This window comes from Thiemannella venezuelensis, assembly GCF_014203605.1.
Classification (GTDB): Bacteria; Actinomycetota; Actinomycetes; order Streptosporangiales; family Streptosporangiaceae; genus Planomonospora_A; species Planomonospora_A venezuelensis.
The window spans coordinates 1-15,613 of the sequence record NZ_JACHJJ010000015.1 but is presented as its reverse complement, the minus strand read 5'-3'; the positions used below and the strand labels follow the sequence as shown (position 1 = coordinate 15,613).

The 15,613-nt window shown below is 68.5% G+C and carries 17 protein-coding genes and 1 pseudogene; 11 read left to right on the top strand and 7 right to left on the bottom strand.

What is annotated here, in order from left to right; translation table 11 throughout:
- Positions 1-136: 136 nt before the first annotated feature.
- From FHS22_RS21360 to FHS22_RS21350, 3 genes are all read right to left on the bottom strand, one after another.
- Positions 137-1,963 carry an FtsK/SpoIIIE domain-containing protein gene (locus tag FHS22_RS21360; RefSeq protein WP_184944147.1) on the bottom strand — a complete coding sequence of 609 codons (1,827 nt, stop codon included), beginning with the start codon at positions 1,961-1,963 and terminating at the stop codon, positions 137-139.
- Complete coding sequence (locus tag FHS22_RS21355; protein ID WP_184944145.1) at positions 1,960-3,270, bottom strand: DUF2637 domain-containing protein; 1,311 nt, start codon at positions 3,268-3,270, stop codon at positions 1,960-1,962. The genes FHS22_RS21360 and FHS22_RS21355 overlap by 4 nt, the downstream gene beginning before the upstream one ends.
- Before the next feature lie 76 nt (positions 3,271-3,346).
- Complete coding sequence (locus FHS22_RS21350) at positions 3,347-3,595, bottom strand: hypothetical protein (protein ID WP_184944144.1); 249 nt, start codon at positions 3,593-3,595, stop codon at positions 3,347-3,349.
- Positions 3,596-3,803: 208 nt separating this feature from the next.
- Between FHS22_RS21350 and FHS22_RS21345 the strand changes: the two genes are divergently transcribed.
- The 9 genes from FHS22_RS21345 to FHS22_RS38245 all read left to right on the top strand — a co-directional run bounded on the left by FHS22_RS21345 (position 3,804) and on the right by FHS22_RS38245 (position 10,203).
- Positions 3,804-4,079 (top strand): winged helix-turn-helix domain-containing protein, encoded by a 276-nt coding sequence (locus FHS22_RS21345; RefSeq protein ID WP_184944142.1) that lies wholly within the window; start codon positions 3,804-3,806, stop codon positions 4,077-4,079.
- Positions 4,080-4,432: 353 nt separating this feature from the next.
- The gene (locus FHS22_RS21340) at positions 4,433-5,872 is read left to right on the top strand and encodes a GuaB1 family IMP dehydrogenase-related protein (RefSeq protein ID WP_184944141.1); all 1,440 of its coding nucleotides are present in this window, start codon (positions 4,433-4,435) and stop codon (positions 5,870-5,872) included.
- 196 nt (positions 5,873-6,068) lie between these two features.
- Complete coding sequence (locus tag FHS22_RS21335) at positions 6,069-6,659, top strand: YflT domain-containing protein (protein ID WP_184944140.1); 591 nt, start codon at positions 6,069-6,071, stop codon at positions 6,657-6,659.
- Between the two features lie 183 nt (positions 6,660-6,842).
- Positions 6,843-7,322, top strand: a complete 480-nt coding sequence (locus tag FHS22_RS21330) for a hypothetical protein (RefSeq protein ID WP_184944139.1) — start codon at positions 6,843-6,845, stop codon at positions 7,320-7,322.
- 130 nt (positions 7,323-7,452) lie between these two features.
- The gene (locus FHS22_RS21325; RefSeq protein ID WP_184944138.1) at positions 7,453-7,860 is read left to right on the top strand and encodes a VOC family protein; all 408 of its coding nucleotides are present in this window, start codon (positions 7,453-7,455) and stop codon (positions 7,858-7,860) included.
- 149 nt (positions 7,861-8,009) lie between these two features.
- Entirely contained in the window at positions 8,010-8,231 is a 222-nt protein-coding gene (locus tag FHS22_RS21320) for a type II toxin-antitoxin system HicB family antitoxin (RefSeq protein WP_184944137.1), read from the top strand.
- Between the two features lie 422 nt (positions 8,232-8,653).
- Positions 8,654-9,478, top strand: a complete 825-nt coding sequence (locus tag FHS22_RS21310; RefSeq protein WP_184944136.1) for a helix-turn-helix domain-containing protein — start codon at positions 8,654-8,656, stop codon at positions 9,476-9,478.
- Complete coding sequence (locus FHS22_RS21305) at positions 9,469-9,666, top strand: DUF397 domain-containing protein (protein WP_184944135.1); 198 nt, start codon at positions 9,469-9,471, stop codon at positions 9,664-9,666. Before FHS22_RS21310 ends, FHS22_RS21305 begins: the two co-directional genes overlap by 10 nt.
- Positions 9,667-10,068: 402 nt before the next feature.
- Positions 10,069-10,203 carry a hypothetical protein gene (locus FHS22_RS38245; protein ID WP_260408159.1) on the top strand — a complete coding sequence of 45 codons (135 nt, stop codon included), beginning with the start codon at positions 10,069-10,071 and terminating at the stop codon, positions 10,201-10,203.
- A gap of 97 nt (positions 10,204-10,300) precedes the next feature.
- Here the strand turns inward: FHS22_RS38245 and FHS22_RS21300 are convergent, their stop codons facing one another.
- The 4 genes from FHS22_RS21300 to FHS22_RS21285 form a co-directional block, all read right to left on the bottom strand.
- On the bottom strand, positions 10,301-10,801 hold the full coding sequence (locus FHS22_RS21300) for a hypothetical protein (RefSeq protein ID WP_184944133.1): 501 nt from the start codon (positions 10,799-10,801) through the stop codon (positions 10,301-10,303).
- Between the two features lie 557 nt (positions 10,802-11,358).
- Positions 11,359-11,583 carry a type II toxin-antitoxin system HicA family toxin gene (locus FHS22_RS21295; protein ID WP_184944131.1) on the bottom strand — a complete coding sequence of 75 codons (225 nt, stop codon included), beginning with the start codon at positions 11,581-11,583 and terminating at the stop codon, positions 11,359-11,361.
- The gene (locus FHS22_RS21290; protein WP_184944129.1) at positions 11,583-11,792 is read right to left on the bottom strand and encodes a hypothetical protein; all 210 of its coding nucleotides are present in this window, start codon (positions 11,790-11,792) and stop codon (positions 11,583-11,585) included. The genes FHS22_RS21295 and FHS22_RS21290 overlap by 1 nt, the downstream gene beginning before the upstream one ends.
- A 134-nt stretch (positions 11,793-11,926) precedes the next feature.
- Entirely contained in the window at positions 11,927-12,430 is a 504-nt protein-coding gene (locus FHS22_RS21285) for a helix-turn-helix domain-containing protein (RefSeq protein WP_221473934.1), read from the bottom strand.
- A gap of 854 nt (positions 12,431-13,284) precedes the next feature.
- Here FHS22_RS21285 and FHS22_RS21280 point away from each other — a divergent pair.
- Positions 13,285-14,530, top strand: a pseudogene (locus tag FHS22_RS21280) (IS21/IS408/IS1162 family transposase).
- The gene (istB, locus tag FHS22_RS21275) at positions 14,527-15,342 is read left to right on the top strand and encodes an IS21-like element helper ATPase IstB (protein ID WP_338047874.1); all 816 of its coding nucleotides are present in this window, start codon (positions 14,527-14,529) and stop codon (positions 15,340-15,342) included. The pseudogene FHS22_RS21280 and the gene istB overlap by 4 nt, the downstream one beginning before the upstream one ends.
- Positions 15,343-15,613 lie beyond the last annotated feature (271 nt).

The window sequence follows — 15,613 nt, the reverse complement described above, 5'->3', positions numbered from 1 at the left end:
CATCGCCCGTGAGCGGGGGCTCAGGGCCGTTTTCGAGGGGGTGCCCGGGAGGGTCTAGCGGCTCTAACGTGCAGGTCAGAGCGGCTAGACCCTGGGTAGACCCGGGCTAGGGGGTAGAGGTCTGATAGACCCTCTGCTAGACCGTGGTGAGCGCGGCCTCGACGTCGGCACGCCGGTAGCCGTTGCGGTTCCGGCCGTCGATCACGACCTGCGCCGGGCTGATGCCGTACGGCCGGAGCACCTCAGCGAGCCGGGCCGCCGACCAGCCGTCGCCGAGCGCCTCCACCAGCTCCGCGGTGTGCAACCGGTCCGCCTCGCCCATGGCGGCCAGGACCAGCTCGACCGGATGCTCCTCGACCGTGGGCGCGGTCTCCCGGGCGGGGAGGGTGCCGGCCGCACGCCGAAGCTCGTAGGCGACATCGGCGACCGCGACCAGATCCGGGTCATCCAGGAAGCAGGAGCGGAGCTTGGACGGGTCTTCGCCGTCCGCATCCAGGATGCCGACCCCGCGATGGCTCCGCGGGATCTCGGACGCGTCGTATCCGGCACCGGCCGCCCCGGGCCCGAGCACCGCGTTGGACGCGATCACATCCGGGCAGCGCATCGCCCACCGCAGCGAGCACACGCCCTTCAGCTCCGACGGGATCGCGTCCTTCGTCATCCGCTGGGAGGCGAGCACCAGCAGCACCCCGGCGGCTGGCCCGCGGGACGCGATGTCCACCATCAGCTCAACGATTTCCTTGCCGTACTCCGAGCACACGTAGTACCGGGTCTCGTCCACGATCGTCAGCTCGACGTCGACGCCGAACTGGCGGCACAGCTCCGGCGTGAGCTTCGTCGACGTGCCGTTCTCGTCGAGCAGGTCGAAGACGTGCTCCATCCGCGCCTGCATCTTCTTCAGGTGCGCGAGCAGGCCCTTCGCGTTGCGCTTCTGGGCGGTGTGCGCGATCCGCTTCCACACCCGGTGGTCGCCAGCACCCTTCCCGTCCCACAGGTGGATCTTCGGGGTGACGGCCAGGGCCGCCGCCCCGATGATGCCGTTCACGGCCGCGCTCTTGCCGGCGCGCGGCTCCCCTGCGACGAGCAGGGACGCGTCGACGAGGCGGAGCTTCTCCAGGCGTCCCCGTCCGTTGACCCCGGCCGGGATCCCGGCCCAGAAGTCGACCGGCTCGGTGCGGCCGATCAGCGGCGACGGGTACACCTTCAGGAACGGGTCCGCGGCGGCGACGAAGACGGCGAGCTGGCCCGCGTTCCCCGTCACCAGCTCGAACACGACCTGGGATTCGCCGACGCCGATTGCGGAGGCGAACGCGCCCTCCTTGCCGAGAGCTCCCCGCGCCTGGTCGCCCGGGGCGAGCTGCAGGATGGTGGACCAGCCGCCGTCCTCCGACAGGACCGGGGAGGCGAGCCGCATCCCGGCCGCCCGGCCGAGCTTGGCGTCGATGGCGGCCTTGACGACGAGGTCCTCCCGCGGAGTCCCGCCCTTCTTCCCGGGGAGCTTGAACGGCACCGGCCGCTCGGCGATGCGCTTCTTCACCTCGACAGCGGTCCCGGCAGCAGCGACCGCCCCGGCCGCGAGGATGCCCGCGGAGCCGCCGGTGACGTACGCGCCCACCGCCGACGACACGACATAGCCAGAGCCGACGAGCCACGCCGTACGGCGCCGCCGCGTCCGAACGCTCTCCAGGAACTTGAGGTCGTCGGTGCCCGCGTAGTCGTCGGCGCGGACCCACCGCCAGTAGATCCGGCCGAGCTGCCCGGTGCCGGCCACCGGCGCGGTCGCCGTACGCCACGCAAACCGTACGGTCTTCCGTACGGGCTGGCCCTGCCGCACCCGGTGGGCGACCGCACGGATCCGCACACCCGTACGGCCGCGGCGGGGACGGTCCCAGAACTCGGTCGGCGTGCGGGGCCGTACGAACTCCTCCGTCCGTACGGGCTGCTCGATCGTGGGCGCACTCATGCCGCGCCCCGGAGCTCGTCCCTCAGCGTCCGCGCGGTGGCCGGCGAGCACCGCAGCGCTTTCCGGATGTCCTCCGCCGTGGCCGCCGATCGATCGATCTCCCCAGCGTCGATCCTGCGGCGGAGCTCGATCCGGTGCTGCTCGATCGATCGGCGCGGCGCCGCCGCCTGCTCCGGATCGGCCAGGTCGAGCAGCGTGCCCGGGTCGATCGTCTCGGCGGACGGCCGATCCGTCTCGATCGGAGGCACCGGGGCGAGGATCGGGGCAGGCCGATCGATCGGGCGGGGAGCCGGCCGACGTCCGAACCCGGCGCCCAGGATCGATCGGGCCACGTTCTCCCGGTCGGCCTGGAACGCGCGCAGCCGGGACAGCGCCTCCTCCCCCGCCTCCGCCGATCGAGGATCGGGGGTGGCCTTCCGGACGATCGACCCGTCGACGATTACCAGGCGGCCGTCGCGGGCGTCGACCCGATCGGCCTTCAGCCGGGCCTTGACGATCGACCGGCCGATCCGCCGGTCCCGGCGGGTCGAGTCCGGGCCGAGCCCGTACCGGTCGATCCACGCCGCGGTCCAGGCGTCGCCGATCGTGCAGCCTCGCGCCGATCGGATCGATCCGGCGTTCCACGACAGGATCGGGTACCTCAGGCGCCGCCAGGCCGCGGTCCGGGCTTCGGTGACGGTACGGCCGCGCTGACGGCGCTCCCGGAGTCGGACGGTCAGCTCCCACAGGCCGACGCCGAGCAACGAGGCGAGGGCGAGCACGGCGCCACGCTGCGCCCCGCCCGCTGAGGTCGCCCCATGCCAGTAGTTCATGCCGGCGGCGACTCCGGCGAGGATCCACGCCCACGCCCGGTAGACGCCGGTCGGCAGCCCGGCCTCGGAGGCGCGGTGGATGAGGTAGGCGACATACCAGACCGCGCCCTCGAGGGCGACGGGGACGGCGGGGGCGAGCGGCCCGAGAAGCATGATGTCCCGGCCGAACGCCAGCTGGCCGGACCAGGCGAGAATGATGGGGGCGCCCATGGCGATGCCGCCAGCGAGAAGCGGGCCGGACCGTACCGCGGAGGCGGCGAGCTCGGCGCGGCGGGTCTTCCACCGGTAGGCACGGTCCCGGCGGGCCCGGTCACGCTCGGCGGCCTCCTGGCGGGCGTCGTCGCGGGCGGCCTGGCGGAGCCGGAGCTCGGTCTCGGCGCGGACGGCGGCGGCCGCGGCTTCCTGCTGGGCGGCGATCCCGGCCGCGATGAGGCGTTCGGCGCGGCGGTCGTAGAGGGTTGGCACGCTCACGGGCGTGCCCGTAGGGTTCTGCATGGTTCGGACTCCTACTTGGGTTAGGTGTCTGAGCTGGAAGAACCCGGTCAGCGTTGGCGCGCTGGCCGGGCCTTCTTCATTTACGGGGATGGGACGGCAGGTGGCCGCGAATGTCGGCGAGGATGATCTCGTCCCAGACGGCGCGGGCGGTGTTCAAGCCGCCGCGGCCGGCCTCCATGGTGCGGCCGTCTCGGTGGCGGAGGACGAGCCAGAGGCCGCCCATGGCGCAGAACTCGTAGTCCTGGCCGAGGTTGGCTTTCACGCGGAGGACGGCGCCGGACGGCCGGAACGGGGTCCAGTGGATACCGAGACCGTCGATGGCCATGGAGCGTCACCTCCAACGTGGGGGGCGCGGAGATGCGGGTGACGCCGCATCTCCGCGCCGATCGGGGCAGGCCGCCGTCCCTCCGAGAAAAAGCGGCCGCGACCCCGATTACACCACAACTGCTATGCCCTGCTCTATACGGCAGTGCATAGCTGTGCGGTTCTAGCCGCTTCAGGACCCTGCTACATGATCTTCTACGCTGCACTCCATGATCGAATGGCGCGCTGATCTACCCCGCTGGCAGCAGGTGGCGAACATCGTCCGGAGACGGATCGAGTCGGGCGAGTATCCGGCCGGCCGCATGCTGACCGAGCGCGCCCTGGCCGAAGAGTTCGGCGTCGCCTACACGACGATCCGGAAGGCGACGAAGTGGCTGCGGGAGCAGGGACACATCTACACCCGCCCGTACCTCGGCAGCTTCGTGGGCCCGGAGCCGACGGACGACGACGAGAGCAGCCCAGCGAACGGCAGCGGAGAGGCGTGACAGATGTGTCATCGCCCCGATTTGCCGCCTGACCTGCGAAAACGATGCCGGATGGCCCTCGTCTGTGACAGATGACAGATTTCCTCTGGTTATCCCCCCACGTGCGCGCGCGCATACGCATGTGGGAGGTGAACGAGAAGGAACCTGTCATCTGTCACGCGACACTCACCAGCAAGATCAAAAATCGTCGTATCGGTCCACCCGAAACCGGCCTTCCTGCTTCCCGCCCCGCTGTCCCAGCTCCCCGGGCAGATCGCGCTTACTCGCCACGTAATTTCGGAATACATAGGGCGACACTGGCCAGCACAGACTAGAGTCCGCGCATAGGTGGGGACTCGATAAGGTAGACCCACGTGAAGTTCCTCAACGACATGGCTCCGGCCCACGACCTGACCTACAGCGACGTCTTCATGGTCCCGTCGCGCTCCTCGATCGGCTCCAGGCTCGCCGTCGACCTGTCCACCGCCGACGGCACCGGCACCACCATCCCCATCGTCGTCGCCAACATGACCGCGGTCGCGGGGCGCCGGATGGCCGAGACCGTCGCCCGGCGCGGCGGCATCACGGTGATCCCGCAGGACATCCCCATCGACGTGGTCGCCGACGTCGTCGACTGGGTCAAGAAGCGCGACCTGGTCCATGACACCCCGCTCACCCTCGCCCCGCACGACACCGTCGGCGCGGCGCTCAGCCTGCTGCCCAAGCGGGCGCACGGCGCGGTCATCATCGTCGACGACGGCCACCGCCCGATCGGCGTGGTCACCGAGGCCGACTGCCAGGGCGTGGACATGTACACCCAGCTCTCCCAGGTCATGTCGGACCACCTGCTCGCCCTGCCCGCCGGGCTCGACCCGCGCGAGGCCTTCGACCGGCTGCACGAGGGCCGCCACCGGCTGGCCCCGATCGTCGACGGCGACGGCCGCCTGGTCGGCATCCTGACCCGGACCGGCGCGCTGCGCGCCACCCTCTACACGCCGGCCGTCGACGCCTCGGGGCGGCTGCGCATCGCCGCCGCCGTCGGCGTCAACGGCGACGTGGCCGCCAAGGCCAAGGAACTGCTGGAGGCCGGGATCGACTGCCTGGTCGTGGACACCGCCCACGGCCACCAGGAGAAGATGATCGGCGCGCTGAAGGCGGTCCGCGCGCTCGACCCCGGAGTGCCGGTCGCCGCGGGCAACGTCGTCACCGCCGCCGGCGTGCGCGACCTGGTCGAGGCCGGTGCGGACATCCTCAAGGTCGGCGTCGGCCCCGGCGCCATGTGCACCACCCGGATGATGACCGGGGTCGGCCGCCCGCAGTTCTCCGCCGTGCTGGAGTGCTCGGCCGAGGCCCGCCGCCTGGGCCGGCACGTCTGGGCCGACGGCGGCGTGCGCCACCCCCGCGACGTGGCGCTGGCCCTGGCCGCCGGAGCGGCCAACGTGATGATCGGCTCCTGGTTCGCGGGCACCTACGAGTCTCCCGGCGACGCTCGCACCGCCGCCGACGGCCGCAGGTACAAGGAGAACTACGGCATGGCCTCGGCCCGCGCCGTGAAGCTCCGCACCGCCGAGGACTCCCCCTTCGACCGGGCCCGCAAGGCCCTGTTCGAGGAGGGCATCTCCACCTCCCGGATGTACCTCGACCCGGTGCGGCCCAGCGTCGAGGACCAGATCGACGCCATCGTGGCCGGTCTGCGCTCCTCGTGCACCTACGCGGGCGCGGCCTCCCTGGAGGAGTTCCACGAGCGCGCGGTGGTCGGCGTGCAGAGCTCGTCCGGATACACCGAGGGCATGCCGCTCCACCAGAGCTGGTAGGGCGTGCCGCCACCGGAGCCGGTGACACGGGTCCCGCCCGGCGCCCGCATCCGGGCGCCGGGCGGTGCGCGCCCCGGCCCGGCGTCCGGCGCCCCCGGCGGGTGACGCAATCCCCGCCCCGGGGCGCGCATCCCGGCGCGCGCCCCGGGTAGTGCCCTCTTCCGAGTCACCCCCACTCGTCGGAAGGGCGAAGGACATGAACCAGCTATCCCTCGGCCTGGACACCCCGGTCGTCGTCGACCGCAGGGCCCTGGTCGGATATGACAACTACCTGGCAGCGCAGCGGACCGTGGACACCCTCTCGGACGCGGGCTTCCCCGTCGAGAACCTGGCGATCGTCGGCAGCGACCTCCGGCTGGAGGAGACCGTCACCGGCAGGATGACCAACGGCCGGGCCGCGCTCACCGGTGCCGGGAGCGGCCTGGTCTTCGGCCTGGTGGTCGGGATGTTCCTCGGCCTGTTCACCTCCACCACGCTCTCGTTCTTCATGCTCGTGCTCTGGGCGGGCCTGTGGGGCGCGGTGATGGGCGCCGCGTTCGGCTTCATCAACCACTTCTTCACCCGCGGCAAGCGCGACTTCGCCTCGCGCAGCGCGATCGTCGCCGGCCGCTACGACGTACTGGTCGCCGCCTCCCACTTCGACCACGCCCGCGCGGTCATGGAGGGCGCCCCCGTCCAGGCCGACACCGTGGTCGTCGACGCCCCGCCGTCCGCCGGGCCGTACGACCCCGCGGCCGGCCGCCCCGCCGCCCCGCCGGCCGCCTCTCCGGAGCGGTCCAACCTGTGATCACCGGCCCGCGGGAGCCGTACCGGGTGGATCTTTCTTCCACCCGGTACGGCTTCCGCCACCCCGGCCGTCACCACGTGTAGCGATCAAGAATGAGCTGTGCGTAGTCTTTTCCTCACCGGTCGGGCGCCCCCTCCACCGCCGTCGGTTCCCCCGTATTCGACGATGGCAAGGAAGAAATCGGTGAAGACGAAGCTGACCTACCGCGTGCAGACCATGGAGAGCGACATCGCCTCGCTCCGGGCCGACCAGCTCCTGCAGCGCGACATATCCACGGCCACCCTCTCCGTTCTGGGTGACCTCCGCACCCTGACGGAGCAGCTCCACACGACCACGCAGGAACTCCGCACGACCACGGAGGAACTCCGCACGACCACGGAGGAACTCAGGAAGGGACAGGACGAACTCCGCAAGGAGCAGGCGGAGCTCCGCGCCGAGATGCGCAAGGGGCAGGAGGAACTCCGCGCCGAGATGCGCAAGGGACAAGAGGAACTCCGCGCCGAGATGCGTGCCGGGCACTCCGAGCTCCGGGAGGAGATCATCACGGTGAAGCGCTCCGTCGGCAACCTCGAACTCTCGATGAAGCGGGTCGAGGACGATGTGGCCGAGCTCAAGGCCGGCCACATCGAGCTGCGCAACCTCGTCTCCGGCCTGATCAAGTAAGACAGCAAGGCCAGACGTGACGGCCGCCGGTGCCCGAAGGGCGCGGAGCACCGGCGGCGTCCGATCGCCCCTGCGGCGCACGGCCCGCGAGGGTTACGATCATCCCCACCGGAGCGAGAAGGGGAGCGGCATGAACTGGACCCTGGAAGTGGTGGTCGTCCCGGTCGCGGACGTGGACCGGGCCAAGGACTTCTACTCCCGGCGGCTCGGCTTCACCGTCGACCACGACACCGTGATCGACGAGGCGACCCGCATCGTCCAGCTCACCCCTCCCGGGTCGGGCTGCTCGATCGTCATCGGCAAGGGCGCCGTCCCGGACATGCCCCCGGGCTCGCTCCGCGGCCTGCAACTGGTCGTCCCCGACATCCGCAAGGCCCACGCCGAGCTCGTCGAGCGCGGCGTGCAGGTCAGCGAGGTCCAGGTCCTGGGCCAGAGCCCGACCCCCATGCCGGACCCCCTGGACAACGTCGGGTTCGTCTTCTTCGACGACCCGGACGGCAACGGCTGGGCCGTCCAGCAGATCTCTTCTCGCGGTTAGGACAAACCTTGGCGAATCAGGCCGGGGCACCAGGTGATGGCCACCGCCCGGTCAACTCTGAGAGCAGGCCGGCGGCGTCCTCCGGAGAGGCTGTCGCCGTACACCCTGATGGCGGGCGTCCGGTGGTTCGCTGGCGTACCCTTGGCTTCATGAGCCAGACCGTACGGCTGACCGCGACCGTGACCCCGGATGATGAAGGCTGGTATGTCGCGCGATGTCTCCAGGTCGAGGTGACGAGCCAGGGCCGCACCGTCGACGAGGCGCTGGCCAACCTCCGGGAAGCCCTTGAGCTGTACTACGAGGATGAGCCCGCTCCCGAAGCGTACGAACAGCCCATCGTGGCCCCGGTCGAGATCCGGCTGTCCGCGTGAGTCCACGGCAGTTCCCCGTGTGCTCCGGGGCGCAGGTGGTGCGTGCCTTGGAGAAGTGCGGCTTCGAGACGGTCAGTGTCAAGGGAAGTCACTGCAAGCTGCGCCTGGTCACCAAGGCGTAGACGCGCACGGTCATCGTCCCGCTTCACGACAGTATGGCCGTGGGCACGCTCGGCTCCATCGTGCGGCAGGCCGGGATCACGGCCGAGCGCCTGCGATCCCTCCTCTGACCGCTCGCAGCGGTCCTCCGACCGCCGGCACCACACGTCGATCACCTGACCCGAGCCGGGACACCGACCCGCCTTCCCTTCTCAAAGGGTAAACGAGAAGCTACTTTTAGTAATCTGCGTATCGCAGCCTGCCGTCCTGACGTGGACGGGCTCCACGACTCCTCCCATAGACCGAGAGATGGGGTCCCTCCGATGCCCGCAACCAAGGAGCTCGACCCCAGCACCAGCGTCGCCGCCTACTGGGGCGCCGAGCTGCGCAGACTACGCGAGGCCAAGGGCTGGAGCCAGCAGGAACTTGCCAAGCGCATCGCCTACTCGCACACGCTGGTCTGCCAGGCCGAGACCGCCGCACGTCCCCCGAGCAAGCCGTTCGCCGAGCGGTGCGACGAGATCCTGGAGGCCGGTGGGGCGCTCATGAACCTCTGGCCGTTGATCACCAGGGAGGCCTCTCCCGCCTGGGTCCGCTCGCTGCTGGAGCTGGAACAGGAAGCACGGTCACTGCGCAACTACGAAGTCACCGTGATCCCGGGACTGCTGCAGACCGAAGACTACGCCCGGGCACTCCTGCGGGCCGGGCAGGCGTTCGACGACGACGAGCAGATCGAGAAGCTGGTGGCCGCCCGGATGCAGAGAAAGTGCCTGCTGGACCGGCCCGACCCGCCGACCCTGCTCGTCCTGCTGGACGAGTCCGCGCTGCTCCGGCCGGTCGGCGGCAGGCAGGTCATGCGCGATCAGCTCGGCTGCCTGCTGGCCGCAGCGGCCCGGCCGCGGATTACGATCCAGGTGATCCCGCTCGACGTTGGCGCCCATCCCGGACTGGACGGCCCGCTGCTGATCCTGTCCTTCAAGACCTCGCCGGATATGGTGTATATGGAAAACGCCGAGGACGGGCAGCTGCTGGCCGACCCCGCCCGGGTCTACCCCTTGACCGCCCGGTTCGACGCGTTGCGGTCGTACGCGCTGCCGCAGACCGCCTCGGCGGCGCTGATCGAGAAGAGGATGCGCGCATGGACCTGAGCAGCGCCGAATGGCACAAGAGCAGCCTCAGCAACAGCAACGGCGGCAACTGCGTCGAGGTGGCCCGCAACCTCCCCGGCCTCGTCGCCATCCGCGACAGCAAAAACCCCAACGGCCCGGCGCTGCTCCTCGCCCCCGACACATGGGCCGCTTTCCTCACCCGGATCAAGTCCGGCTCCACGCCCTGACAGTGCTGACCTTGAGCACCGACATGCGCCGCGGCGAACTACTCGGATGCGCTATCTGACCGGCAGCACCCTGACCATCCGCCGTACCCTCCAGTGCGACGCCTAGCGGGGCCGGCTTGGTCCTTGCCCCCACCAAGACCATCAACTCGGAACGACGCATCGCTCCGTCGGCCCGTGTATCGACGCCCTGACCATGCACCGCGAGTAACAAGAGCGCGAACACCAAGCCATCGGAGCGACCTGGCCTGAGACCAGGCTGGTGTTCACCACTCAGCATGGTGGAATGGTCAACCTGACCAACGTCAACCGCGACTTCAAGGGCCTGCTTCAGCGTGCAGGACTACGCACGATCTGCTCCTACGCCTACAGCACTCGTGCGCCTCACTCCTGCTGGATCAGGGCATGGACCTACTCGTGATCAAGGAATCACTCGACCACACCCATATCTCGATCACCGCCGACGCCTACGTCCGACACTGCATCCAGCGCGACACCATCGAACACATGGGCGATGCCCTCGGCAAGACCGAACCGTAGCCATCAGAAAATGATCATCGGCGCTTTAGTCGTCAGATCACCTCTATCCGCTAGAACGAGAACCACGAAGACTCACAACCCATCGAACTCTACGAATTCAACCGGAGCATCTAGCCGAAGAAGGCGAGGAATAATAACCATGCGGCGCGATAAATACCGACTGAAAATAACGAGACAGACCGTCGTCATCACAGTCGTCACCGCCCTCACGATCTAATCCAATCGACGCTTCAGGTAGTAGAGGATGCCATTTGTCCTCAAAATCGATTCGATGCCCTAACCCTGCCAGTCGGGACAGAAAACGGTCAGCAGGCGTGGTGAAAACCGAAATGCCGAACAGGCTAACATCGATCAAGCTCACGTCATCCGGTCGCCAAATCTCAAGGGTGAACAGAGTACCGTCAGCCTCGAAAGCAGCGTATATCGAGAACGAGTCGTCGTGACCTTGCGTACGAAGACTGAGTGCACCTCCTGGAGCCGTCGCATCCAATACGTTTCCGTAAGAGGCCAGCCCTTCCCTGACCTGCGGCTCGTCCATACCGAACCGCAGGCCATCCAGCCCTGATCCAGCACGAACTTCAAGTATCCGTTCAGTCATCGCTGCACGAACTTCCTAAGGACACGTAGCACCTCCGATATAGTTTGCACGATGCACAGCAATCTCATGGTCGTACTTTCCAGGGAAACGTTGCTGTATATCGCGATACTCCATTTCCATTGCTTCATCATGTTTACCAGCGGCGACAAGCTCTCTTTGCCACTGCAGCCAGGCCTGCGACGGAAGCGAATTGCCTGTGGAGTACAAAGCCCGATGATCGGCTCTATCCATTCGAATCGTGGGGCCCTTACCGTAGCTGCTGCCAGCTGGTCTCGTGGAGTGCGGCGGGATATGGTGTCGCTCCTTACCTGTACCTGCTGGCGCCAACTCGGAATGGGTACCAACGTTCGGGTCAGGCGGGGCAGCATTGTGGACGAGGACCGACTGGTCGCCTGCAAGGACATGGTAGGTGTGGATCTCCACCTCGCTGGCCTGCGGTGTTGCAGGTCAACAGGGGTGTGTGAGTCCGCATCCGTCCAGCGAAGTCCGTGGTTGTCCACTGCTGTTGCCGTCAGCGTAGCCGTCAGGAGGCGTGTGGAGGTCAACGTCGGGAACGGCTACAGCAGGTCGTTCAGCTCGTCCACGGTGATGCCGGTCAACGACAAGATGTTGCGCAAGGTCCCCTTCGGGAGGTCTTGGCCGGAGTGGACGGGCACGCTGACCACACGCCCGTCATCGTGACGCATGATGTGATGGCTACCCCGGACTCGCGCGAGGGTGAATCCCGCCTTCTCCAGAGCGCGGACGACCTTGGCACCGGGGACGGCGGGGACGGGTGGCATCAGGCGACATCCACCGTCACGGCCACCTCGGGGGACAAGCCGACTTCCTCGATGAGCGCGATCAATGCCTCGCGCAGGTCGGCCACGGCTGCCTCGGCGGTGGGACCGTCGCCCACCGCGCCGACGCCGGGCCGAAGTTGCGCGCTGGCGCACCAGATCCCGTCCTCGTCCTGTTCCAGGACGTAGGGCACATGCTGGGTCCTGTTCATGGTGTTCAGTGTACGGCTCCCGTCTGTCCCGGGCAGGTCCCACGATCAGGATCACCAAGGCCTCACGCCTTGTCCGCCCGCTCCTCTCCCGCCCCGGATAGCTGCCAGGATCGGCGACTCGCGCCCGGGTTCGGTCAAGGGTGGCGCTTGCGCCATCGGCGAAGCCGACGCCGTAGGCGCCCTTGACGGGTTCCGGGTGCCGCCGAACAATCGGGCAGCCGGGGCAGAGAGAACCGATCGTCGTTTCGTCCGGAGCCGCTCTGCTCGCTCTGACCCCCGCTTGCCGCCCTCAGCGCGTGTGCGCACGTCTCGCAGTCCGGCCGCAGCCCGCGGGCCCGCAGCGCCCGGGTGAAGGTCGAGTAGCCACCCTCGTAGCCCAGCTCGACGACCTCGTCGAACAGCGTCGTGGCCCACAGGTGCGGATCCCCGGCTTGCTCATCCAGCCGCAACCGGCAGTAGTCGGCGTACGGCTCGAACGGATCGGCCAGGCTGCGCCGCCGCCGGCCCGGCTCCCGCTCGCCGTTCAGATAGGCCCGGATCGTGGGCCTGCTACGGCCCAGATGCCGCGCGATCGCCGAGATCGACCAGCCACGTTTACGCAAAGCCCGCGCATCCACGTCTTCCCCCTGTGTGAGCATCGAATACGGCTCCCCCGACTCGCTCCGGACAGTGATCCATCCGAAGCGTCGAGGGAGCCCACCGAGAGACGAACGATCTCTCCCGGCGAGTCGCTCACCTGGCAAATTTCAGAGAGCAGGTCTGGTCAAGTTGAGCTGAGCGCCAACACACGCAGCCACTCGATGACGAGCACCGCTGGAACATCGCACGCCGGCTCCTGCACGACGACACCCTCAAGTCCGAGGATCGCCTCGCGGGGCTGCTTCTCCTCCTCTATGCCCAAGGGGCATCAGCGATCAGCCGCTTGACCACCGAGGACGTCAAGATCAGTCCCGAGGGAGTCCGTCTGCGCCTTGGCGATGCTCCCGTCCAGTTGCCAGAGCCCGTCGCGGCAATGGCCCGCGCCGTTGCCGCGAACCGCAAGGGTCACGCGACCATCGGAGCCCTGGCCCCTCGCCATGGCTGTTTCCCGGAGGCCAGCCCGGCCGGCCGGTCAGCACCACACAGCTGACACAGCGGCTGAACCAGCTCGGGATCCGGCCCAACCAGGCCCGCAGCACCGCACTCTTCCAACTCGCCACCGAGATCCCCGCCGCGGTCCTCGCCCGCACCCTGGGCATCCACACCGACGTCGCTGTCGCATGGCAACGTCTCTCCGCAGGCGACTGGGCCACCTACGCCGCCGAAGTCAGCCGACGAGGCACCCCTTAATACTCCAGCCGCACTTATCGATCTCTGAGTCGTTGTCGCTGGTAGTGGGATCGTCGGGCACGGCTCTGGTGACGTAGCCGCCATGCCGACCAGTTGTCGCCGGATCCTGAAAACTGACCCCCAGGGGTACTCCGAAAATTGACCCCCTCCTCGATCGTGGAGGGTGCTGAAAGTGGAGGACTGGGCCAAGATACGCCGTCTGCACCGAGCGGAAGGCGTGCCCATCAAAGAGATCGCCAGGCGGCTGGGCGTGGCCCGCAACACCGTGCGGGCCGCGTTGGCCTCCGATCGGCCGCCGACCTACCAGCGGGCCCCGCGCGGGTCGGTCGCCGATGCCTACGAACCGCAGATCCGCGTGCTGCTGCGAGAGTGGCCGAAGATGCCCGCACCGGTGATCGCGCAGCGGATCGGCTGGCCGTACTCGCAAGGACCGCTCAAGAAGCTGCTGGCCCGCATCCGCCCCGAGTACGCGGGCATCGACCCGGTGGACCGGGTGACCTACCAACCCGGCCGGCTCACCCAGTGCGACCTGTGGTTTCCCGCGCCGAGGATCCCGGTCGCGCCGGGCCAGCAGCGGATGCTGCCGGTACTGGTGATGACGCTGGCCTTCTCCCGGTTCATGATCGCGACGATGATCCCGTCCCGCCAGGCCGGGGACATCTTGTCGGGCATTCGGCCGGGTCACCAAGACGCTGCTGTGGGACCGCGAGTCGGCGATCGGCGGCAGCGGACGCCTCAGTGTGCCGGCGGCGACCTTCGCCGGCACCCTGGCCACGCAGATCAAGCTGGCACCACCGCGGGATCCGGAATACAAGGGCATGGTCGAGCGCCACAACGGGTTCTTGGAGACCTCGTTCCTGCCGGGGCGGGTCTTCGCCTCACCGGCCGACTTCAACACCCAGCTGGCCGAGTGGCTGCCGCAGGCCAACGCTCGCACCGTGCGCTCGATCCAGGGCCGCCCCGTCGACCTGCTCCAGGTCGACTACCAATCCATGCTGGTCTTGCCGCCGCTGGCCCCGCAGGTCGGCCTGCACCACCGCGTCCGGCTGGGCCGCGACTACCACGTCCGCCTCGACACGGTGGACTACTCGATCGATCCGCGCGTCATCGGCCGCTTCATCGACGTGGTCGCCTCGGCGCAGGAGGTGACGGCGCGCTGCGACGGACACGTCGTGGCCCACCATGTTCGCTCGTGGGCCAAGCACGGTGTGGTCACCGACCCGGCCCACGCCGCCACCGCCGCTCAGATGCGCCAGGCGCTGGCCGCCGAGCGGCAGAGCCGTCAGGCGGCCATGCGCCATCACGCCGACGGCCATGCCGTCATGGTGCGGGCGCTGCCGGACTACGACGCCCTGTTCGGCGTCGACTTCACCCCATCGGGATCACAGACGAAAGCGAGAAGCGAGTGACCACAGCCAGCAGCGCGAACTTCCCGGCCGCGCCACCCAAGGACGGCCTGCCATCGATGATCGCCTATTTGACCCGGGTGCTGAAGACGCCCACCATCGGCGCGTTCTGGGAAGAACTCGCCGCCCAGGCCCGCGATGAGAACTGGTCGCACGAGGAGTATCTGGCCGCCCTGCTGCAGCGCCAGGTCGCCGACCGCGAGTCCAAGGGCACCGTCATGCGCATCCGCACCGCTCACTTCCCGCAGGTCAAGACCTTGGAGGACTTCAACCTCGACCATCTGCCCTCGCTGCGCCGCGACGTTTTGGCGCACCTGGCCACCGCCGCCTTCGTGGCCAAGGCCGACAACGTGATCCTGTTGGGTCCGCCCGGGCTCGGCAAGACCCATCTGGCCATCGGCCTGGGGGTCAAGGCCTGCCACGCGGGTTATTCGGTGCTGTTCGACACCGCCAGCAACTGGATCGCCCGGCTGTCGGCGGCGCACCACTCCGGGCAGTTGGAGGCCGAGCTGAAGAAGATCCGCCGCTACAAGCTGATCATCATCGACGAGGTGGGCTACATCCCCTTCGACCAGGACGCGGCCAACCTGTTCTTCCAGCTGGTGGCGTCCCGCTACGAGCAGGGCTCGATCATGGTCACCTCGAACCTGCCCTTCGGCCGGTGGGGCGAGACGTTCTCCGACGACGTCGTGGCCGCGGCGATGATCGACCGGCTGGTCCATCACGCCGAGGTCCTCACCCTCACCGGCGATTCCTACCGCACCCGCCAACGGCGGGAACTGCTGGCCAAGGAGAACCGCGCCAGCCGCGACTGACCAATCCCCGGGGGTTAATTTTCCCAGAACCGCAGGGGGTCAGTTTTGGGTATCCGTTGACACCAGTGGCGGATGTGCTGCTCATCGAGTGGTGGCCGGGTCAGCGACGCGAACAGGCGGCGGATCTCGTTGGCGGACACCGCGATCTCGGCGGCCCTGTCGTGTGGTGCGCCGGACACGGCCCCGGCGTTGGTGAGATTCGTGATGGTTTGACCGGTTGCTGATGGCGAGTTGCGAACGAGCGCGACCCTGCTGACCATTCAGGTGTCTA